The organism is Paenibacillus sp. AK002 (assembly GCF_053903045.1).
Map to the genome: position 1 here is coordinate 3,610,781 of NZ_CP096377.1, position 20,767 is coordinate 3,631,547.

19 protein-coding genes are annotated in these 20,767 nt (G+C 47.0%); 3 read left to right on the forward strand and 16 right to left on the reverse strand.

Going from position 1 to position 20,767, the window contains the following annotated elements; translation table 11 throughout:
• The first annotated feature begins 71 nt into the window (after positions 1 to 71).
• The gene (locus M1D70_RS15875) at positions 72 to 278 is read left to right on the forward strand and encodes a type 1 glutamine amidotransferase family protein (RefSeq protein WP_254664075.1); all 207 of its coding nucleotides are present in this window, start codon (positions 72 to 74) and stop codon (positions 276 to 278) included.
• A gap of 62 nt (positions 279 to 340) precedes the next feature.
• On the opposite strand, the gene M1D70_RS15880 is transcribed toward M1D70_RS15875, so the two are convergent.
• The 8 genes from M1D70_RS15880 to M1D70_RS15915 all read right to left on the reverse strand — a co-directional run bounded on the left by M1D70_RS15880 (position 341) and on the right by M1D70_RS15915 (position 7,470).
• Positions 341 to 1,279 carry a phosphotransferase family protein gene (locus M1D70_RS15880; RefSeq protein ID WP_009593458.1) on the reverse strand — a complete coding sequence of 313 codons (939 nt, stop codon included), beginning with the start codon at positions 1,277 to 1,279 and terminating at the stop codon, positions 341 to 343.
• 209 nt (positions 1,280 to 1,488) lie between these two features.
• Positions 1,489 to 2,094, reverse strand: a complete 606-nt coding sequence (locus M1D70_RS15885) for an SGNH/GDSL hydrolase family protein (RefSeq protein ID WP_009593444.1) — start codon at positions 2,092 to 2,094, stop codon at positions 1,489 to 1,491.
• A gap of 106 nt (positions 2,095 to 2,200) precedes the next feature.
• Entirely contained in the window at positions 2,201 to 3,100 is a 900-nt protein-coding gene (locus tag M1D70_RS15890; RefSeq protein ID WP_456287263.1) for a sensor histidine kinase, read from the reverse strand.
• A gap of 20 nt (positions 3,101 to 3,120) precedes the next feature.
• Positions 3,121 to 3,885 carry an ABC transporter permease gene (locus tag M1D70_RS15895; RefSeq protein ID WP_456287264.1) on the reverse strand — a complete coding sequence of 255 codons (765 nt, stop codon included), beginning with the start codon at positions 3,883 to 3,885 and terminating at the stop codon, positions 3,121 to 3,123.
• Complete coding sequence (locus M1D70_RS15900) at positions 3,878 to 4,801, reverse strand: ABC transporter ATP-binding protein (RefSeq protein WP_456287265.1); 924 nt, start codon at positions 4,799 to 4,801, stop codon at positions 3,878 to 3,880. The genes M1D70_RS15895 and M1D70_RS15900 overlap by 8 nt, the downstream gene beginning before the upstream one ends.
• The gene (locus tag M1D70_RS15905; protein ID WP_456287266.1) at positions 4,798 to 6,249 is read right to left on the reverse strand and encodes a serine hydrolase domain-containing protein; all 1,452 of its coding nucleotides are present in this window, start codon (positions 6,247 to 6,249) and stop codon (positions 4,798 to 4,800) included. Before M1D70_RS15905 ends, M1D70_RS15900 begins: the two co-directional genes overlap by 4 nt.
• Before the next feature lie 89 nt (positions 6,250 to 6,338).
• A complete protein-coding gene (locus tag M1D70_RS15910) occupies positions 6,339 to 7,034 on the reverse strand; it encodes a response regulator transcription factor (RefSeq protein WP_009593457.1) in 696 nt (231 codons plus the stop codon).
• 199 nt (positions 7,035 to 7,233) lie between these two features.
• Complete coding sequence (locus M1D70_RS15915) at positions 7,234 to 7,470, reverse strand: protein-tyrosine phosphatase family protein (RefSeq protein WP_456290451.1); 237 nt, start codon at positions 7,468 to 7,470, stop codon at positions 7,234 to 7,236.
• Here M1D70_RS15915 and M1D70_RS15920 point away from each other — a divergent pair.
• A complete protein-coding gene (locus M1D70_RS15920; protein ID WP_456290521.1) occupies positions 7,356 to 7,661 on the forward strand; it encodes a hypothetical protein in 306 nt (101 codons plus the stop codon). The two genes, M1D70_RS15915 and M1D70_RS15920, sit on opposite strands and share 115 nt — an antisense overlap.
• Before the next feature lie 57 nt (positions 7,662 to 7,718).
• Here the strand turns inward: M1D70_RS15920 and M1D70_RS15925 are convergent, their stop codons facing one another.
• From M1D70_RS15925 to M1D70_RS15935, 3 genes are all read right to left on the reverse strand, one after another.
• Complete coding sequence (locus M1D70_RS15925) at positions 7,719 to 9,980, reverse strand: M20/M25/M40 family metallo-hydrolase (protein ID WP_456287267.1); 2,262 nt, start codon at positions 9,978 to 9,980, stop codon at positions 7,719 to 7,721.
• A 497-nt stretch (positions 9,981 to 10,477) separates the two neighbouring features.
• A protein-coding gene (locus M1D70_RS15930; protein WP_456287268.1) for an IS3 family transposase occupies positions 10,478 to 11,640 on the reverse strand; the annotation gives its coding sequence in 2 pieces (ribosomal slippage) (positions 10,478 to 11,376 and positions 11,376 to 11,640; 1,164 coding nt in all).
• A gap of 334 nt (positions 11,641 to 11,974) precedes the next feature.
• Entirely contained in the window at positions 11,975 to 12,790 is an 816-nt protein-coding gene (locus M1D70_RS15935; protein ID WP_456287269.1) for a phytanoyl-CoA dioxygenase family protein, read from the reverse strand.
• A 121-nt stretch (positions 12,791 to 12,911) separates the two neighbouring features.
• On the opposite strand from M1D70_RS15935, the gene M1D70_RS15940 reads away from it, so the two are divergent.
• On the forward strand, positions 12,912 to 13,709 hold the full coding sequence (locus tag M1D70_RS15940; RefSeq protein WP_326113627.1) for an AraC family transcriptional regulator: 798 nt from the start codon (positions 12,912 to 12,914) through the stop codon (positions 13,707 to 13,709).
• A 49-nt stretch (positions 13,710 to 13,758) separates the two neighbouring features.
• Here the strand turns inward: M1D70_RS15940 and M1D70_RS15945 are convergent, their stop codons facing one another.
• From M1D70_RS15945 to M1D70_RS15965, 5 genes are all read right to left on the reverse strand, one after another.
• Complete coding sequence (locus M1D70_RS15945) at positions 13,759 to 15,297, reverse strand: extracellular solute-binding protein (RefSeq protein WP_456287270.1); 1,539 nt, start codon at positions 15,295 to 15,297, stop codon at positions 13,759 to 13,761.
• Between the two features lie 32 nt (positions 15,298 to 15,329).
• Positions 15,330 to 16,190, reverse strand: a complete 861-nt coding sequence (locus tag M1D70_RS15950) for a carbohydrate ABC transporter permease (RefSeq protein WP_009592420.1) — start codon at positions 16,188 to 16,190, stop codon at positions 15,330 to 15,332.
• Entirely contained in the window at positions 16,184 to 17,086 is a 903-nt protein-coding gene (locus M1D70_RS15955; protein ID WP_009592417.1) for an ABC transporter permease, read from the reverse strand. Before M1D70_RS15955 ends, M1D70_RS15950 begins: the two co-directional genes overlap by 7 nt.
• Positions 17,087 to 17,369: 283 nt before the next feature.
• A complete protein-coding gene (locus M1D70_RS15960) occupies positions 17,370 to 19,157 on the reverse strand; it encodes a cache domain-containing sensor histidine kinase (protein ID WP_456287271.1) in 1,788 nt (595 codons plus the stop codon).
• A 41-nt stretch (positions 19,158 to 19,198) separates the two neighbouring features.
• On the reverse strand, positions 19,199 to 20,743 hold the full coding sequence (locus M1D70_RS15965) for a response regulator transcription factor (RefSeq protein ID WP_456287272.1): 1,545 nt from the start codon (positions 20,741 to 20,743) through the stop codon (positions 19,199 to 19,201).
• Between the last annotated feature and the right edge of the window lie 24 nt (positions 20,744 to 20,767).

The following is a 20,767-nucleotide window of genomic DNA, read 5'->3' on the forward strand; positions in this document are numbered from 1 at the left end:
CCAACCTATACTATATATACCTGCCCTAAACCTGATGTATTGGTGGTTCCTGGAGGTTGGGGTTAAACCGATTGGCTATTGATGAATTGCGAAAGATTGTACCTGCTACTACTGAAATATTTGAAGAAAATCGCTTTGTTGATAATGGGAAAATTGTATTATCCGCCGGAGTATCCGCTGGCATCGATGCTTCGTTGTATGTTGTAGAGAAATTACTGGGCGTAAATAGAGCTGTCAAAACTGCAGATCTTATGGAGTTTGATTGGAGGAGGGCATAGAGAATACGGTGCACATTTGATTACTGAAACATAAAGTTAAAAAAATATTAACTATTTTTCTGCTAATCCATAATCATGTCAATGACTTGTTTCGCAAAAGCAGCATAGGGTTCGATCAGATCAGGACTCCGATCAATAGCCCACCTGAGATTATCGAAAGCCCTTAATAGCAGCAAATGCCTCGTTTCAGAAAGGTCTTTTTCACTTATTCCGTACCCGTCCATGAACGCTTTGAATTCCTCAACACTTGCGCTTTCTTCTAATCCCAGGATTTGGTAATGCATTAATTGTGCAACAGTTGCATGCGGTACCACGTTAACTTCTGCATTCCAATCCAGCAATATAACTTGGCTCGACTGATTGACAATCGTATTCTTTAAAGAGATATCCCCATGGTTTAAACCGAAGTGGAACGGTTCACTCTTCAAATTTTCAAACAGTTTTCTTACTTTCTGCGATTCCATCTGAGTGATTACTCCAAGCTCAATCAAGGGGTCATCCTCTGTCAAACTATTGATATTATACTGCACATACCCTTGCCAACTGCCGTCTGATCCGGCATGAGAAGGTGATTGAAAATCACCCTGGAGTGGATCAATCAGATTACCTCCGTATCCCTTCACTTGGATCGAATGAATAAGCTTGGCATATTCGCCCAGTTTCCTCCAAACATCGGACGTGGGAACAGTATTGTCTAGCCCGTTGTCCCCTTCAATAAATGCTTGGATCATATAAGCGGTTTCATCAACTATACCAATGAACAATACCTCAGGTCCAGGAACGCCAACTGCGGCTGCTTGCTCGATACACCATTTTTCTTTAATATAGCTTGGAAATGTATCTTTATCGTTCATGCGGACAACAACTTTGCGACTCTCCGTTTCAACTACGCAAACCTGATTTGTGATGCCCTTGCCTAAGATCTGATATGAAGATTTTACTTGTTCCAGAAGAAAATCGCTTGCAATTCGTTCTGCTAGTCTAACTACAGAGTTTTCCATAGTTTCTTCAATCCCCCCTCATGTGTGGTGAGCTTCGAACATTTTACCACACACTTTTTTGGAAAGTACTTTTAAAACTAAACTAGCCTGACCGTTAGTTGAACAAAAGCAGCTGATCACGTTTGGCCAGCTGCTTTAATGGTTTTATTAAGCTACCGTTACCGGTTACCGTAATGATTTCTATTCCCAATGATTAATACCTCATGTTGCTACAACCAGGTCTTCTCGATTTCGGCAAGCGTTATTGTAGTCGAGCCCTCGTCCGAAGGGTGAATTCCATCCGGAATAAGCCGGTCGAATTCGGCGGGGTTCTCGTCTAACATTCTCCGCCAAACCGGGTAATGATCGATGAGCAAAAGTCCGCGCAAGCGAGCCGTATCTCTGTACACCTGATAATATTGCTCAATCAGAGGACGAATTTCTAGGTGTTCCCGAACCGGCGGATTCATGGTCATCAACAGAATTTCGCAATTCTTGTTGGCAGCACGTAATCGATCAATAAGAGCATTCAGGTTTTCACCGCATTTCGTAATGCTCGTCTGATAAGGCAAATACGAGTCATTTATAGCGAATTCCAGAAAAACGGCGTCGGGAGCGAAAGCGATTACACGTTCCTCCAAATGTTCAAGTCCCCAGCCCGACCATTGTGCAGCTTTGGCGCTGTTGGTCAACTTAACTTGTCCCGGAAACCGGCGATCCAGAATTTCCTTTAATCCGCTGACCCAAGCGCCGCCTTCGGTTAGACTCGTTCCATAAACGACGATGTGCTGATGTTTGCCGTTTTCCAAATTGCTGATTGTTGCCGATAGGCTCATACCGCTCAGCTCATCCTTCCATTTCTGTTTTAGATAAATTTTTTTGCTTATTCTATTCGCCCTTGAGTCACGCAATCCTGCCCGTTAGAATTCCTGTAAATACGAATCAGCTTCGCTTCCACTCGCATCTCATCTCCAAGCATCCATCTTGGAGCCTAGCAGTCAATCGCCCGTTCATCTTTAACATGAGACTATAAGCAATGGATAACCCCAAACCAGTTCTGCGGCTCGATCTTGACCGATCCGCTGTGTAGAAGCGATCAAACAGTTTGTCTATGTCTTTCTCGCTTAAGTTGTCCGCTTGATTCCTGATGATAAGCAGAATATTCCCCTCATTCTCCTTCAAACTAATCGCTACATTGCCTGTCGTATGACGGATCACATTACTGATTAAATTTTCGAATACACGTTCGACTGCTGACTGATCCACGTCGGCAATGAGCGGTTCATCCGTTATTTGAAGGTCCGGTACTATTTGGTTCTCAATAAATTGATCATAGAAACCGGTCAACACATCCCACAACAATGCATTTATTTGTACCGGTTCAAGCTTAAGGTGATACTCTGTAGATTGCACAAGAGACAACTCGAAAAACTCATGCAGTAAGGTATGTAATCGATCAGCAGTGGCTCTGATAATAGACATATATTCCTGTCGTTTCTCGTCCGTGACAGAACTGACTTCCAATAATTTGGTATATCCGATAATAGCCGTTAGCGGTGTTCTCAAATCATGGGACATATTAGCGATCGCTTGTCTCAATTCGCGATCACTGCGTATTCGATCCCTGTTCGACTGGACCGCCAGATCGATTAATTGATTGATATTTCCAGCGAGCTCTTCGATATCTTTGTCCAGTAAAGCAATATCGACCTTCTTCCCGCTCAAGCCTTGATGAAAGCGTTCGACCTGGACCGATAAACGTCTCATTTCTTTCTTGATCCACGCAAGACGAAGGAGAAAAATGAACATTAGCAGAACTGCAGTGATCGTTACATAGATCATTTTTCTCCACCTCACGGCCTTTATTTAATCTCTTTCCTGTTAAACACCAAATTCCCGCACAACATCAGAACTAGAAGGGTGCTTATTCCAACCGACAAAGACTGGATAATATCAGCGTCGGACGTCCTGATTCGGAAGGAATCAATAAGATGATGGAATATCGAATAATGATACAATGTTTCCAAGATCCCCGGTAGCGGTCTCAGAACTTCTGCTACGGAAATGAATAATGCGATTACGACGGAGATTATAATGGTTTTCCCGCTATCTTCCACAAGCAGCGCGATCAGCATCAACAAGGCAACGAGGGCCATCAAATGAATGAGGAACAAACCCAGTGCTCTTGCCAAGTAGCCCAATGCCGACGGGTTTGTCATTTCGCCAAATCCAAACAATAGCTTTCCGCCCATGATTACAATTAACGGGCACACCACAGCCAGAATCACGGAACCGAGTGCCAATATGACGAGCTTAGCTAAAAAGATATGACTTCTGCGATTCCCGCTCATGACCATGTTCTTGACGACCCCTATTGTAAAGTCATTCGCAACAAAAAATCCGGCCAATGTGCACAAGAATAACATGAAGTAGAACGGGGTTGTAGCCAGCGCAAGGGATGAGAACTGCTCCAGTCCCGCATCCATGAACAAGTTATTCATCTTCCACCATCCGATGGTGATTAAATAGTGCATGAGGGCAAAAACAACGGTTACCGTGATGGTCAGTGTCCAGAATACTTTATTCTTGCTGAGTTTGAACAGCTCCGCACGTAATAAATTAATCATGAAGCTCTCCCCCGACCCGTTTGGTAAAATAACTTTCCAAGTCATCCCCGCCTGGCGCAAAATATTCGATGACCAGACCGCTGCTTGTCAAAGCCATTGATACCCTTCTGACATCGTGATCGAGGCTGTAAAGCTTGATCGTGCCATCCTGCAAAACTTCATAATCGGGTGTGCCCAGTTCCATTTCGAGAACCGTTGCTGCCTTGCTTGGATCATCGACCCGGATACGAAGATGCTGTCTGCACTTCTCATTTAAATCTTCATGGGTCAATTGCTCTAACAGTCTGCCTCTATGAATAATGCCGTACTTCGTTGCCATCTGATGAAGCTCGCTCAAGATATGGCTGGAAATCAGAATCGTTAGTCCCATCTCGCGATTCAGCCTCTTGACCAGCTCTCTAAGCTCCACGATGCCTCCTGGGTCAAGGCCATTCGTCGGTTCATCGAGTATAAGCAGCTCCGGGTCACCCAGCAAGGCGATAGCCAACCCCAATCGCTGCTTCATGCCGAGTGAAAAGTTCTTTACCTTCTTCTTCCCCGTATCCTGCAGTCCGACGAGCGCAAGCGTCTTCGCTATGCACGCCTTGCCAGGGATCCCCCGGAGCAATCGATGGACTTCCAGATTATCGTGGGCCGACATATCGGGATGTAATGCCGGGCTTTCAATGATCGCTCCTACGCGCTTTCGGGCTTCAATCAACCCCGCTTCATTGCTTTCCCCGAACAAGCTTACGGTTCCGCTCGTTGGCCGGGCCAGCGCGGTCACCATGCGCAGCAACGTACTTTTGCCTGCCCCGTTCTGCCCGATAAAACCGTATATATCACCTTTTTCGATAACCATGTTAACACGATCAAGGGCAGTCTGTTCTTTGTATTTCTTTGTCAAGTCGATCGTTGTCAAAACAGATTCCTTCACTGGGAGATACCCCCTCTGATCCGATGATACATTCGTGTCCCGGTGATGGACACGGCACATAGGAAGATGACGAACAATAGAATCGCCAAGGCCGGCCACAGGCGGAATACATCCAGGATCGTCGTACTGTTATCCTGCAATTCCGGGACGATAAACAGTAACCAACCGATCCCCGCGATCGGAATGATTTGCGGGATTAACCGCAGATAATAGCGTAGAGCTGAATAGTGTCGGCGTCGATCGGACCACTTCTTGCCGAACAGGATCCCTCTGATTCCCAAACCAGCATACAGCAACGTCAGCAATCCAACGGAGAAATCAATAATTGTCGGTATTGGTGTCTTCACTGTGGGCGCTTGTCCTTCGGTGAGTCGGATAATGCCGTCGCTTATCGCATACGCATGCTCGAAAGTGGTGGTGAAGCTATTAAGCATGACCGCTACTGCATAGCCGCTCTCTGGTACGATGGTTTGTTGAGCCTGATAGCTGGATAAGGCTCCGCTATGCTGCACGCGTTTCGGCGCGATATCCGAAGCGCTGAGCGACCAGCCTAGTCCATAATGCTCGCTTCCGGGTTGCGGGGAATAGGAATCCCCCAGCAAGGATTCGGATAATAATCTTTCTCCGGATGCGCTTACGCCGTTACGGGTGTGCATCGCAAGCCATTCTCCCATATCCGCCGCTGTCGTTACGATTCCCCCCGAACCGGTGAACATTCGTTCCATCTCGGATATGGAAATTGCCGTTCCGAAGGCCGTGACATACCCGTGCGGCAGCCCGGGAACCGAATCGCCAGAGTTCACGGGCGAGAGGGAATCGTCCATGCCGAGCGGAGAGAACACCTTCGTGTCTAGATACGCAGCGAACTCCATGCCGCTTACGTTCTCCACCAGCCATGCCAGGATCCAATAGTTCGCATTGCTATAGGAGTACCCCTCACCGGGATCGGACTGTAGCTGCCACTGGTGCACACGCTTGACGCCTTTTTCCAAGGTATCCGCCTTGGACACGATGGTCGGGTTGGATATTCCGGAAGTATGGCTAAGCAGATGGCGGATGGTGACTTGACCGACTCTTTGGTCGTTCATCTTCAGGTCGGGCAAATGCCGGACGATCGGATCGTCCAGTCCGAAAGCTCCTTCATCTATGAGCTGCAGTACGGCAAAGGCGGTAAATGATTTGGAGACGGAACCGATTCTTAGTAAGGAATGCTCCGTCAGGGGTTTTCCTTCGGAATCATGCCCATAGCCTTGCGCATGGACGATCCCGCCATCCTTGACGATAACAATCGAGGCGCCTGGCAGCCCGTTTCGATTCAAATAACGTTCAACATAGTCGTCCACTGCGCCCTTGTCGAGAACAGACGCGGCATGGGTTGACGGAGGAAAATACAGAAACGGGGCCAAAAGCGTTATTGTTGCTATTATTGCGATTAAAATCTTTTTCATTGCACATTCTCCTATACGATATGATGTTCTTTCATTCTAAACATCAGATCCTAATAGGATATTAACCAACATCTTAAGAAATCATTAATTCATCCTCTCAACCGATATCCCATACCCCATATAGTCTCAATATACTCGGCCTCCGGGTTTGCCTGCGCTAGCTTCTTTCTCAAGTTGCTCATATGTACCGTAATTGTGTTGTCATCACCCAAGTAGGCGTCTCCCCACACCGCTTCAAATAGATTCTGCTTTGTAAATACTTTCTTCGGATAAGACATGAGGAGTTCCAGCACCGTAAATTCCCTCGCAGTCAGCACCACACCGGAACCGTTAACCGTGACCGCCTTCGTATCGCTATCCAAATGAATGTCCTTGTACGTCAATTGACGGATCAGATCGGGTTCTGCTGCACGTCTATATCTGCGGAGATGGATGTCGAGTCTGGCCGCTACCTCTTCCACATCAAATGGCTTAGTAATGTAGTCGTCCGCTCCCATTCTTAGCACGGCGACTTTGGACTGCTGCTCGTTTTTGGCCGATATAATGATAACCGGCAGGCGGCGATCCGGACCCAACTTCCGAAGGATTTCTTCCCCGGCAAGACCGGGAAGCATCAGATCGAGCAATACCATGCTCCACTCCCGATCATTGGCCAAATACAACAATGCTTCTGTGCCGGAAAAAACCGGCTGCGGTACGTATCCGCTATTGGTTATGATTTCGCATAATAACTGGTTAATTTCATTATCATCTTCGATAACCAATATTTTTATAGTTCCATTCATAGCATACACTCCATTATTCAAGACTCTTTCCGATTGTTTCGAGATGTTCTCCATGAACGTGCCGAATACGTATGATTTCCCTTATCCGTCTGCCTAACATCAAATTGATATTAGTATTCTACGATTATATAGTTCGATCACTTTACTTGAGAATCCCCCCTTATATCTCTCTATTATGTAGGATAAACCATGCAGGACCTTAGAAACGAGAGACAAAGCGGAGTTGCCAAGGCGTCTCAACAGCACGCGGTGTGTAGTGCTTGCGAATATAATCGACAGCTTTATGATTTGGTAAGCCATCAATCACAGCGAGACAGGCTAATGCAGTACCCGTTCGTCCAATCCCTCCCCCGCAGGCGATTTCAACCCGTTCAACTTCAGAGCGAGTCCATGCTTCGCGAAGCGCGTCGGCGGCTGCAAGCTTGTTTTTTGGCAGCCAGAAGTCCGGCCAAGGAATCCAGCGGCTATCCCAGGCAACCGGCGCTGGTGGTCGCCCGAGCAGATAGAGTGCAAAAGTGGGCTCAAGACCTTGGGGAAGAGGATGCCTTAGTGCTCGGCCGCGGACAAGTCGACCTGAAGGAAGGCGCAGCACGCCTGGCGATTCGGGGTTCCAGGTATCATTCATAATGTCACTCTCCTAAGGTAAAATTTTTGAATCAGGATAACATCTTCTTTGCTTAAGGATTAATAAGTTACACGTTTAATCACAAAAATACTTTCGTCAAACAGTCCACTTGTAATTAGATGTGGCGGACGTTTGGAACGAATTTCTGGATCCGGATGTTGTTCAGAACCAAATGTAAACTCTACAGGCTGATTCCCTTTAATTTCTACAAAGACATCCAAACCTTGTTTTGGAATACCTGCTTGTTTGTAATAAAAAGTTTCCATTGATTTAGCTATGGTAAAGGTTTCTTCACCAACTTTTATTTTTTGAACGCGACCACCAGGTATGGACAGATACATGTTTTGCACATCGGTTCCACCTGTAAATCGAAAATGAATGATTTTATTTCCTTGTTTTGTCTCTCTATTTACTAGCTTTATTTGTGGCATTTGATAGTTTCGTACAGGTGCAATTCCTACCCATGCTTTTTTATCATAATTAAACGGTAAGATAGATTTAATATTGGATATATTCGTTGAAGCTATATATTTCTTCGTCCAATCATCTGGTGGCTGGGTTGTAACCCACTGTGCTTGTTTTTTATCCTGATCCACGACATAGAATAAGTTACTATCTATAGGTAGATCTGCGCTTGGGTTAGCCCTGAAAAAACTAATCGATAATATGATTACCGCGATTCCTAACAGGGTATAAGGCACCCATTGTCCTAATTGGATTAGCTGTTTACTTTGCATGAATAACAAAGCTAAGAGCCAAACCAAAAGTAACATGAGAAAAGGTACAAAACTAACCGGAAAAAAGGTAAACAGTAACTTAAGCAGTGGGACGAACAGTACTACTGGTAAGAAGGATGTAAGGGATAACATCCATGTATTGGTGCTTATTGTATCCATTTTATTCTTCCATACTCCCCACCCAAGCATCAATAGGGATACAAGTAATGGCCAAGTAAACAGATAGCTAGCACCTGGTAGAAATTGTGTTAACAAGATGAGAAATAGGACACCAAGAAAGATTGCGGACAAAGTCATTTCCCATTCATTTACCGAACGAAATTTCCTCCAGATCAGGAGACAGATTGAAGCAGTGATTAATAGAAATACCCACTGATAAAAAGAGCTGTCATATATTGCGCCACTAAATAAGGTCATTTTTTCAGCCCAAAAAGCGTTTACCCCCCTCCAAATCAGTACCGTTGCGAGGATCGAAGAAATGACAGCTAACAGGATTGCTAGCAAACTTATTCCTAACCCTTTGTAAGTGGCGCACTTTTTCTTGACTGCAAGGATCGTAACCATTGCATATAAAAGCAGAATCAGTCCTGTAAGGGGATAGACCCAATAATAGGAGTAGGAAATGACGACGCCAAAAAAGTTAAAATACACTGCATTCTCTTTCTTAATATCATGTAAATCCAATTGACCGAAGTGCCTAGCCATTGCTAAGGCGTTTCGCCCTTGGTGCTCTAACGAACGTATATCTAGGTGTTTGACATCATCAATTGGTGTATGGTATTCGGTCCATCCATCACCATACGCAAAATTCAGTCCGGGTATTTTATTTTCATTGGAAACCGTTAGGTCCGAGTCGTTTGGCATGATTTCAAATAGATTTCCTAGTAAGGATGAGGTAACGGGACGTGGGGCTGCTTTGGCAAATTCTTTTACCATCCAACCGTTTTCATCACTGGTTTGGAACATGATCGACGGACCACTTGTTCCTCTTGCCTCGAAATTAATGATGAGATCCATTTTTTGTTTATGCTTTGATTTCGTCCAAAATTCCTTTGCTCCCATTAGTCCTTGCTCTTCACCATCCGTAAACACAAAATAGATATCATTCTTTAAAGGAGGAGCTGATTTTAATACACGTATGGTTTCTAATAAAGCGGCTACTCCGCTTCCATCATCACTAGCTCCTGGTCCTTGTTGAACGGAGTCATAGTGTGCAGACATCATCATTGCATGATCACTTCCAGTACCTTCAAGTTTAACAAGGACGTTGTACATATCTCCGCCAGTTAACATTTTGGGGTACAGAGAAGCATGATTGGAATGCTCTATTTCTGGTTGTAGTCCCATTAATTTTAGTTGTTTTACAAGATAATTTCTTACTTTTTCATTTTCTACTGATCCGCTTGGATGAGCAGTCTTTGCTAAGTGATTTAAGTGTTGGACAGCTCGATCCGCGGAGAAATTTTTCGAGATATCCGTCTTCTTATCTGGACTTGGAGGAACAATGATATAAAGGCTGATAAAAGCAAACAAGAATATAAATGATATTGTCGTAAAAGCTTTAATATATTGGTTATTCGTCATAATTGATCCCTTCTTAATGTTATTGGCTTGCTTTGTACATGCAATTTACTATGAAGCAAACGATTAATTTTTGAATGTAATGCGCCTTCAGAAGGGAATTGCAGTTCCATGGTTGTAAATATCATATTGAATAAGATAAAAACAAACCAATGGTTTATCTTACAGTTACCTTACTTTACGGTAAGGTTGGTTGGTAATTTAGAAAAAAGTACGCTTTGTCGTCCCTTTGCCAATAAGGAAGTTTACATGGATAAATTTGATTTGTAGGATAAACTAATTGAAGATCCTATTTACGAACTGAGGAAATTGTGCAGATCGGCTGCTGATGTAAGTTTTGTCGAGGGAAATCTGACGTGGTTTGCGTTGAAGAAGTCTTCCGCAAAAATAAGAAGGTGTTACGCTTTCTGCTGTTACATTAAGTTAACCTGCCCGTAATAATAAAAAGCCGCAATTTTGGTCATAACCCTGTCAAGTAGACAGTACAAAAAAGACAAGATTTAAGCTGCGGCCGTTTCCCGGTATTCTACCGGGGAACGGTCGTTTAATTTTTTCTGGAATCGGTTCTGGTTATAGAACAGAATGTATTCACTCACTTGCTGTTCAACCTCAGCTTTGTTTGCTGCCTCATTCAAGTATATTTTCTCGCTCTTCAAATGAGAGAAGAAAGACTCGATACAGGCATTGTCCAGGCAATTTCCTCGCCTAGAGTGACTGCCTAGCATGCCGAGTTGTTTCAGTTTACGGTTAAATGGTTTTGACGTGTATTGAAATCCTTGATCTGAGTGTAGGATTACCCCACTCACATCCACGTGCTGACGGAGTCTATCCAGCGTTTCATGAACCAAAGCGAGGTCATTTCGTTCCGATAAATGCCAAGCTACAATCTCGTTATTGTATAAATCCTGAATCACAGACAGGTACACAAATTGTTCTCCAGCACGAATATAGGTAATATCTGTGACCAGTTTAGTTCGTGGCGTATCCGCCTTAAACTGGCGTTGAAGCCGATTCGGATTCACCACGGAAGCTTGTTTTCCAAAGAATCGACGCTTCTTCCGAATGACAGAACAGATTTCTAATTGTTTCATTAATCGATACACCTTTTTGTGGTTGACCCTAATGCCTTCCCTCCGTAAAGCTACCGTCATTCGAAGATAACCAAAGTAGGGATGAATGCGATGGATGGCAAGCAGATGGGATTCCAATTCATGCTGCTTTTGTCTACGTTCTTTTGCCGCTTGCAAGCTCTTTCTCCACTTGTAATAGCCTGAACGGGAAACCGCGGCTAACTTCAAGAGCCAAACAAGACGATGGCGTACTCGCAAGTCCTCTATGATCTGAAATCTAGCAGCTTTACTCGTCACTCCTTGTGTAGATTTGGATACTGCTTTTTTAAATATTCAATCTCCGCTCGCAAGTATGCCATCTCTTCTTCCATACTGGAAAACTTCGTTCTGGGGCGTCCCCGTTTGGATGTGGCAGGTTCTAGGCTCATTCCACGTTTCGTTTTCGCCGCCCATACTTGTACTTGAGATTTATTTTGAATACCTAAACGTTTTGCTACTTCACGAATACTCATATGTTCTTCATTGACCAGTCGGGCCGCCTCCAATTTTAATTCCAAGGAGTACCGTTGGTAAGTTTGTCCTTTTTTAGCCATGAAAAAATCCCCTTCGTTAGGCAAGATTAAGTCCATCTTAACAGATGTCTTTTTTCTCTTGTCTACTAAAAGGGGATAATACCATTTATGCGGCTTTTTATGTCTTTATGTTCTCCGAAATGAAATCAAGCTTTTCCGTAATCTTGTGTGATTTCTCTGCGGATGAGCACTAAGATGATTGCCAATCAATAACGGGCCTAGGACTGATCAGCTCAATACAATCTGAAATAAACAAGCGCGGGCTTCAGCCTTCGTACAAGTAATAATTGCCTGTCGAGGTATCGGTAATGACGAACGGATCTTGGATCCTTCCCATTCGAATGGATCGTGATAGCTACTGGGTGGATGGATGGATCAGCATGGATTTGAGAGGCACCATCGAATCCTGCGGAACGTAATAATTGAATTTATTGTCGCTGATCTGCCCAAGCAGCTGGCGGCGTATCGGATCGGCGTCCTTCAGCAGGCTCTCAGACGCCGAATGATAGTCGATTGGACGCATCCAGATCGGGCTGTAGCCGAGGAACAGCTGCCTTCTTGTGAATGCGGAACGATTCGGCGAACCAGCATGCCACAAGTTTTGGGCGAACACGAAGACGTCACCTGGTTTTCCGCACACTTGTACCTCCCCGTCAAGCTGCTGGCGCACATCCTTGTGATTCGGGTTGTACGGCTGCTTGTGACTGCCCGGAATCACTTTCGTATTGCCGCGATCCGGCTCCGACATATCGCTCAAAATATAGCAAACCTTAATATAATAGGTTGCTGTCAAGCCGTTAATGACAGGAAACTGCGGATGCGGACCGTCTTGATGCCAATCGATAAAGCTGTGCGTGGCCGTTTGGGCTTCGCTTGGATTCGGTTGTCTGATCGTGAGGTGGGAGATGTGAAGCTGAATGTTGTGGCCAAGCAAATTAACGATTAATGGAAGAATGGCAGGCTGATCGATTAATGCAGCGATCTCGGCATGGCGTTCTACGCTGTTATAAATATTATGTGAAAGCGCTTCTGGTTCCATCAAGACAATTTCGTCGATCGCGGCATTCAGCCGGCTCACCTGTTCCTGCGACAAAATATCTGGTATAACCAAATACCCCTGTTCATGAAATTGCTCCATTAATTTCGTTATTTCCAAATGGGCTGTCTTCATCCTTTATACCTCCTACTTGTATTTAATTTAATTATATTTGGGGAACCATCATGTTATAATGTAAGAAAAATTGATTTTCCTTGTATAAAATTTCAATCTTTTGAAAAGGTGTTGTCATGCAATGGAGTTCAGCCGATTTCTGGATCCCGATCTGCAATACCATGTCTACGTGAAGGATACCCCTCAATTTCAGAAAACGCATGATACGTATGATCATTGGGCGTTGTTCATCGTCGAAGAAGGCGCTTTCAATTACAGAATGGGCAGCCAAAGCGGAAGGGCGGTCAAGGATGACATCGTGTTATGCCCGCCCGATCTAACCTTCTACCGGCAAACGGATGGTTTATCGTTCCATCTCATGGGGTTTCAATGGATCAATTCCCTAGAGGAGCCGCCGCGAGCGGCGGACTTTCCGACTTTCGGCAAACTTCGGCTATTGAACAACAAACGCTTCCAATCCACCCTCTCTCAATTTCGCGAAGCCCAATACTTGCATGCAGGGATTGGTCATACGTACAAGAAACATCTTCTCAGGGATCTGCTCTATTTGCTTCAGATCGAGCAATCCGAGCAGCATACGATGACCTTGTTCAGCGAGGATCCGACCCTTGGGCGAGCCCTGCATCTGCTTCAGCAGCAAGCAGAATTCGGCCTATCGTTGAAGTCGGTCGCTGTGGAGCTTGGTCTAACCCAGGTTCAGCTGACAAGACTGTTTACACGCGAGTTCCGCATAACGCCAAGCGCCTACGCGACTAATCTTAGAATGGACAAGGTGAAGCAGCTCCTTGTTTACTCTTCGCTTACCCTTGCCCAAATCGCTGAGCACTGCGGATTTACCGACGAACATCATTTAAGCAAAAGCTTCAAAAAACTGTGCGGCGTCAATCCTTCGTCGTACCGAAAAACACATAGCGTATGATGAACAGGCCGACCTGCATCGAATGAGGTCGGCCTTTCGTTCCGGTTATTTAGCCCCCGTAACCGAGCGCCTTGAGCTGTTCCATTGCGCTGTCCACTAACGCTTTGTAGTTCATAGACGTTTCCAGCGTCTTGATAAAGTCATCGTATTCGGTCAATGGACGTTTATCGTAGATGAACTTCGCGATCTCCTCTTCCATGTACCGGTTCGCATCGGCTGGGTTATACCCTTCCGGATTGTCGATAAATCCGTTCAACGCTTCAATACGGGGTTGATCGTTCGCGAATTCGATTGCAGCCGATTGTGCGGCGAACTTCGCTTGCAAATACTCCATTTCCGGTCTGCCGGTGAATTGGTACAGCCAAGAATGGCCAACCTCGCCCGCTTTGTCCGTCATCAACGGCTTGCCGTCCTCAAGTGTGAAGTGCGTATCCTTCACCCCGAACTGCACGAGCAGCGAGCCTCCGTCCGGATTCGAAATATAGTTGAGCAGATCGAACACCCGCTGCAGCTTCTCCGGGTCTTTCTCAAGCGCTTTCGGAATGGCATACCTCCCAGGCGCCGCGCCGATATCCCATGAACCGTCGAATTGTCCTCCTGTACCCGAAGGAGCGGCGATTTGCAGCCATTCCGCATTCGGATTAACGGTTTTGATCTGTTCCACGAACTGCTCCTTCGTCATGTTCGGCCAATCGATATAGACGATGCCTGCCTGCCCTTTGATCGCCTTCTCTTGATGCTGCAATCCGCTATTGGCGAGCAGCTCCGGATCAACCGATCCGGATCCAATCATGTCCTTAATAAAGGCCAAAGCATCCTTCATTGCCGGTTCATGCAGCGAATTGACGACTTTGCCATCCTTCTCGTAGAAGTTGCCTGGCATTCCGACGCCGAAGGCTCCGAAAACGGTCGAGAATGCGCTCAACTTGCCCCCCGTTAGACCGAAGGTGTCCGGCTTGCCATTTCCATCCGGATCGTTCTTCGTGAACGCTTCCGCTACGGAAGCCAACTGTTCCACGGTGGTCGGCACTTCCAGCTTCAGCTTGTCGAGCCAATCCTTGCGGATCCATAAGGTGTTGTAAGGGATTTGCGGAGATTTGGAGATGCCATATACTTTCCCGTCGACCATCCCCTTCTTGACGCTGTCCTCCCCAATGAATGCTACCGTTTGCTCCAATTTATCCATATACGGCGTCAGATCGAGCAGCAGCCCTTGCTTGGAAAATTGAATTAGCTGCTGCCGGTCGACCATGAACAGGTCGGGAAAGTTCCCCGAGGACATCCGAACGTTTAGTTGATTGTTGTAATCGTCCGCTGCTGGATACACGGTCAAGTTCAGGTCGATATTCAGCGCCTTATCCAATTCCTGCTTAATCATGTCTTTATCGGGCGACGGAAGATTGTTCCCCGTCTCGATAATGTCGAGCTTAACCGGTTTGCCGCTAGGCTGTTCCGTCGTTTCCGCTCCGGGCTTGGCTGTAGCGCCCGTTTGGTTCCCCGGATTATCGCTGCTGTTCCCCCCCGAACAAGCCGTAAGCATGGCCCCCACTAATGAAACGGCTACTAGCAAAGTCCCTAATTTCTTCATGATCTTAACCCCTCTCTGAATGGTTTCATCGGTTAACCTTTAATCGAACCAAGCAGCATCCCTTTTGTAAAATGCTTTTGAAGAAACGGATAGATCACGATGACCGGCAAGCTCGCAATCATGACGGATGCCATCTGCATCGTCTGCGTCGGCATCATATTTTCCGCGTTCTCCAGCGGCTGCTGGCTTTGCATCAGAATTTCACGGACGACGACCTGCAGCGGATACAGCGTGCGATCGGTCACATAAAAAATCGCTTGAAAAAACTCGTTCCAATGGCCGACCAGGTAAAACAATCCAACCGTCAGCAATACAGGAAGGGAAAGCGGCGTAACGATTTGCAGCAGGATGCGGAACTCTTTCGCTCCATCCATTCGGGCCGACTCGAACAGCTCCTCCGGCAGCCCTTCAAAAAAGCTTTTCATAATAAGAACGTTAAAGCTCCAGACTGCATTTGGCAAAATCATCGCCCAGATAGAATCGAGCAGCCCCATTGACTTAACGACCAGATAGGTCGGAATAAGTCCTCCACTGAACAACAAGGTGAACACGATCATGAGCAGAAAAAAGTTTCTTCCCGGCAAATTCCGGCGGCTGAGCGGGTACGCCATCAGTCCGGTCAAGACGAGATTGACCGCTGTTCCGATCACCGTAATGAGGACGGTTATTTGGAACGCCTTCGGAATATTGGACTCCGTCAGCAGCGTGCGGTAAGCGGAAAACGTAATTTCTTTCGGGAACAATATGAATCCGCCGTTGCGCAGTACTTCTCCGAACGGAGTGATGGATACGGATACGACATAAAGGATCGGCAGAATGGCGACAAGTCCGCATATTCCGAGAATGACGTATATGATAGCGTTAAAAATTTTATCATCGAGGCCTCTTACCATATGCCCTCACCCCATTTCTTCGCCACACGGTTGGCACCTAGCACAAGGATGAGTCCGATGACCGATTTGAACAATCCGACTGCCGACGCCAAACTGAAATTAAGCTGCTGCAGACCGGTTCGGTAAACCCATGTGTCGATGATGTCCGCAACCGGGTATACCTGAATATTGTACAGAATGTAAATTTGATCAAAGCCTGCGTCAAGCAGATGGCCAAGCTTCAGAACGAACAGCAGGACGATAATGCTTCTAATGCCAGGAAGCGTAATATGCCAGATCATTCGCATTCGGCTCGCACCATCCACCTTCGCCGCCTCGTAAAGCGTCGGATCGATGCCCGCCATCGCGGCTAAATAGATAATCGCACCCCAGCCGAGATTTTGCCATACCTCCGATCCAACCAGTATGCTGCGGAAATATTCCGTCGAGGTCAGAAACGGGATCGAGCTTCCCCCCGCTTCCACAATCCAGCGGTTGATGAGACCACCGTTCTGGGAGAAGAGCGTCAAAAGAATACCGAAAATAATGACCCAAGACAAGAAGTGCGGCATGTAGGTCAGCGTTTGTACAATTGACTTCAGCCAGCGAACGCGGCATTCGTTCAGCAGTATGGCCAGCATGATCGGCGGCAGCGTCCCCCATAACAGCTTGTAGAGGCTGATCAACAGCGTATTGGTTAGCAGCTGGCTGAAGTAAGGCGACTCGTAAAAGCTCTGAAAATGCTTATACCACGGATCAACCCACGAGCTGCCCGTTATGCCGTCCAGGATCGCAAAATCTTTGAAAGCGATAATGACTCCGTACATCGGGAAGTACCGAAATATGACAAAATAAATAATGCCGGGCAGCAGCATGACGTAAAAGGCTTTAAACCGCCAGGCTAACTTTAAAAACATGAGCAGCCTTGTCCGCGGAGATAACCGTATCCGAGGGGCTGGCGTTAGGCTATGATTGGCTTCCATCGTATCCCTCCCTAGTTTGAATGCGCTTCCAATTAAGGTAAGTATAAAGGTCCTGGCGTCTCCTCGATATACACAAAAACGTAAAAAATGTAAGCATTTCCTTCATCATCATTAACATCGAATATGGATCCATCTGCATCAATATCAACGATAAATGAGTAAAGGCTGTCACGAATGGTCTGAAGAAACCACGTGACAGCCTTGGTATCGTTATTGGTTAACGCCAAATACCTAATCGTTCGTCGCTTTCCGTCAGGACGGGCATATCGACGCGGACAACAGTACCTGCCCCTTCCGCGCTTCCGATCCGCAAGCCGTACGACTCACCGTGATGGATCCGAATCCGCTCATGTACGTTCCGCAGCCCGATGCCCGTAAACCGGTACATGGAGCCCTGCCCACCGTCCTGATTTTCCAACAGCAGCCTCCTCCGCTTCTCCTGCCTGATGCCTATCCCGTTATCGCGCACATAGAGTCTCAGAATCCCCTTCCTCAGCCCGCCATTCACGACGATAAGCCCGCCGTGATTCGGCGTTAGTCCATGGAAGAGTGCATTTTCTACGAGCGGCTGCAGCGTAAGCTTAAGTATGCGATACTGCAGAAGGTCAGGATTGATATCAATCCTAAACTGATATTGTTCCCCAAAGCGCACCTGCTGAATATGCATGTACATTCGCAGCCCTTCCAGCTCCTCCTCAAGGGATACGTATTCTGATTGCTTGTCGAAGCTGAAGCTTAACAGCTTGACCAGTGAACGAATCGTATCGCGCAGCTCGTCGATGCGCTGCTGCTTTGCCAAGCTGCTTATGCAGGCAAGGGTATTATACAGAAAATGGGGCGCAATCTGGCTTCGCAGCATCTTCAGCTCGTATTCCTTCTTCTGCTCCTCCGCATGTTTCGTCTTTTGGAGCAGGCTCTGAATCCTCTCGAGCATGGCATTGTAGCTCTGCGTTAGCCTGCCGATTTCGTCCATTCTCGTAACAGGCAGCTTCGCCACAACCTCAAAGTTGTTAAGACGGTCCATCTTCTCGACAAATCGGCGAATCGGATGTGTGAACGATCGGCTGAGCAGATACGCACTGATCAGAAGCATAATGATCCATACGATACTCGCGGTCCGGTAGTTGTTGTTCAGCCTCTGAAGGTCCTGATAGAAATAATCCTCTTCGATGAACGCCGCAAGCGACCAACCTAGACGGTTTTTGGTCGACTTCACGGCAACGAGCGGATTCAAGGAATCCCCATCCCCTTCTATGCCGCTTACGCCGACTTTGAGCAAGGCGAGCTGCCCGCGAAAGCTCTCCTCCAGCTTCGGCGGATACGAGGCGGCTTGGAAGGGGAGCAGCTTATCGCGGGAATCCAGCCGATTAATGACGCTGCCTTCCTTCGTGAACAGTATATAAGATTGATAGATCATCGGCGCAATACGCTCCGTGAGCAAATCGAGATTAAGTTCGGCGACTACGACACCCTTCACCTTTTTGCCAGCATCCGCAATAGGCAGTACGTAAGCAAGCGTTCGCCCCGACATTGGCGAATCATAAGGTTCGCTCACGTTAATGGCCCCGTAGTTAATAAGCGCCAGCTCATAGAGTTGATTCAGATTTGGATTGCCGATGATGTCATAAACGACCTGTGAGCTTGCAAATACTTGGCCGTCAGCTCGAATCATGTACAAAGTTCTGGCGATGGAGTTGTTAATTCCCGCAAACTTGCGAAGCGTCTCGACGGCTGCCACCTCATTCCCTTCCTCCAGCAAATCGGCGCGGGTCGAGAGTAGCAGCAGCATATTTTCCACATTGTCCAAACTTGCATCGATATATTGATTCGTCCGGCTGACGAGCAGCTCTGCATCGCGAATGACTTGATTCTGAAGCAGACTTTCAGCCTCGTTGAGGTTTCGCCATGCAAGCACTTGAACGAGCAGCAGCGTCACGATGAACAAATAAATAAACTGCTTGGTAGCGAGACCAAGGCTGGCATACCAATGAAACAGTTTCGTCATTATCCCCCTTCTTTCGCGCCCGTTCTCACGCTCCCGTGCTATCAGCCATTCCGTTTATAGTCCGTCGGCGATACCCCGGTCCAATTTCGAAACGTAACGGTAAAATAGCGGTAGCTCGGAATGCCGACCTCTTCCGCGACCTCATATACCTTCTTATTCGAATGCCTAAGAAGCTCAATCGCCTTCTCCATACGAAGACGGGTTATATACTGATTGACCGTACTCCCCGTTTCCTCGCGAAACAATTTGCTGATATAATGTGGGCTCAGCCCTACCTGCTCTGCGATAATGGGCAGCGAAATCGGCTCCTTGAGATGGTCTTTGATCCATTGCACGGCCAAACGAATCTCAAAGCGCGAACGCGACTTCCCTAGCTCGGCAGCTTCCATATCCTCAACAATATTGGCGATCATCTCAGCTAACGTTCCTGCGTCCATTAAAATCCCCATTCGGGCTGCGCTTAACTCAGCGCCCTCTTGCTGCCTGTGCCAATCAACCTGCCAATGGAGTATCCGTTCCTTCAGTTGACTTGGCTTCACTCGCTCTGCGATGCACCAATCCCTGAACTCGCCAAGCAAGCATTCCTTTAAGCTCGCAGGAGACAATGATGCTTTTCTAAGCATCTCGTTTAATTCCTTCGTTTTCTTTTCCGTCAGATCCGTTAGAGGCAACGAATGCTGCGCGTACACAGCGCTTTCCTCGGGACATCGGTCGTAAAACAGCGCAACTTTCCACTCGTTTGAATAGGCGAGCGCCGATGCAATTTCTTCCTTCGATGTGAGCGGTTGGCTAAATAGGGCAGATACTGTCGCGCAGTGCTCCTGCTTGGTCTCTTTCCGATTCAATAGCTCCGTCAAGTGTTGAACGAACGTGCGGAGTGACTCAAGAACAGCATCGGTAGGAGTTCTGCCTTCAAGCAGAACAAAATATTCCCGCTCCCGTACCGTCAGCCAAGTCAGCCAGTTTGGATCCCTTTTTTCCTCCTCGGTCAGCCTCTGTTGAACCGTGTCCTTCACAGGCAAATAGCCTAATGGAGGAATGTCTAGCTGAAGTCGTACCAGTCGAATTGGACGATCTACGCTTAGCGTCATCGATTGCCAATCGGAGCCGGTTGGCTCTTGCCCGTGAAGAAGCTTGCCGAATAAGGCGGCTTGCAGCTGCCTCTGTTCCCTTCTCGCATGCTCGTGCACCATGCGCTCCTTGACGACCGCAGCTCTCGCTTTGTCCATCGCCTGTTTAAGCTCTTCTTCCTCCAATGACACCTTCAAGATATACTCAAGCGCTCCAAGACGGAGCGCTTCTTGTACGTAATGAAAATCGCTGTGACAGGTTAACAATATGATCTGAACGTTCGGGTGCCGCTTCCGGAGTTCACGTATGAGAGCAATGCCGTCCATAACCGGCATCGTAATATCCGTTATCACGACATCTGGCGTGCGCTCAGCACATAGCTGCATCGCTTCCGACCCGTTGCTCGCTTCCCCTATCCATTCGGCTCCGCACGCCTCCCATGGAAAGATCCGAAGCTCTTGGCGCAGAGGAATTTCATCTTCGACGATCAATACGCCAAGCGGCTTTATGACCATGATATCCTCTCCTTTAGCTCAAAA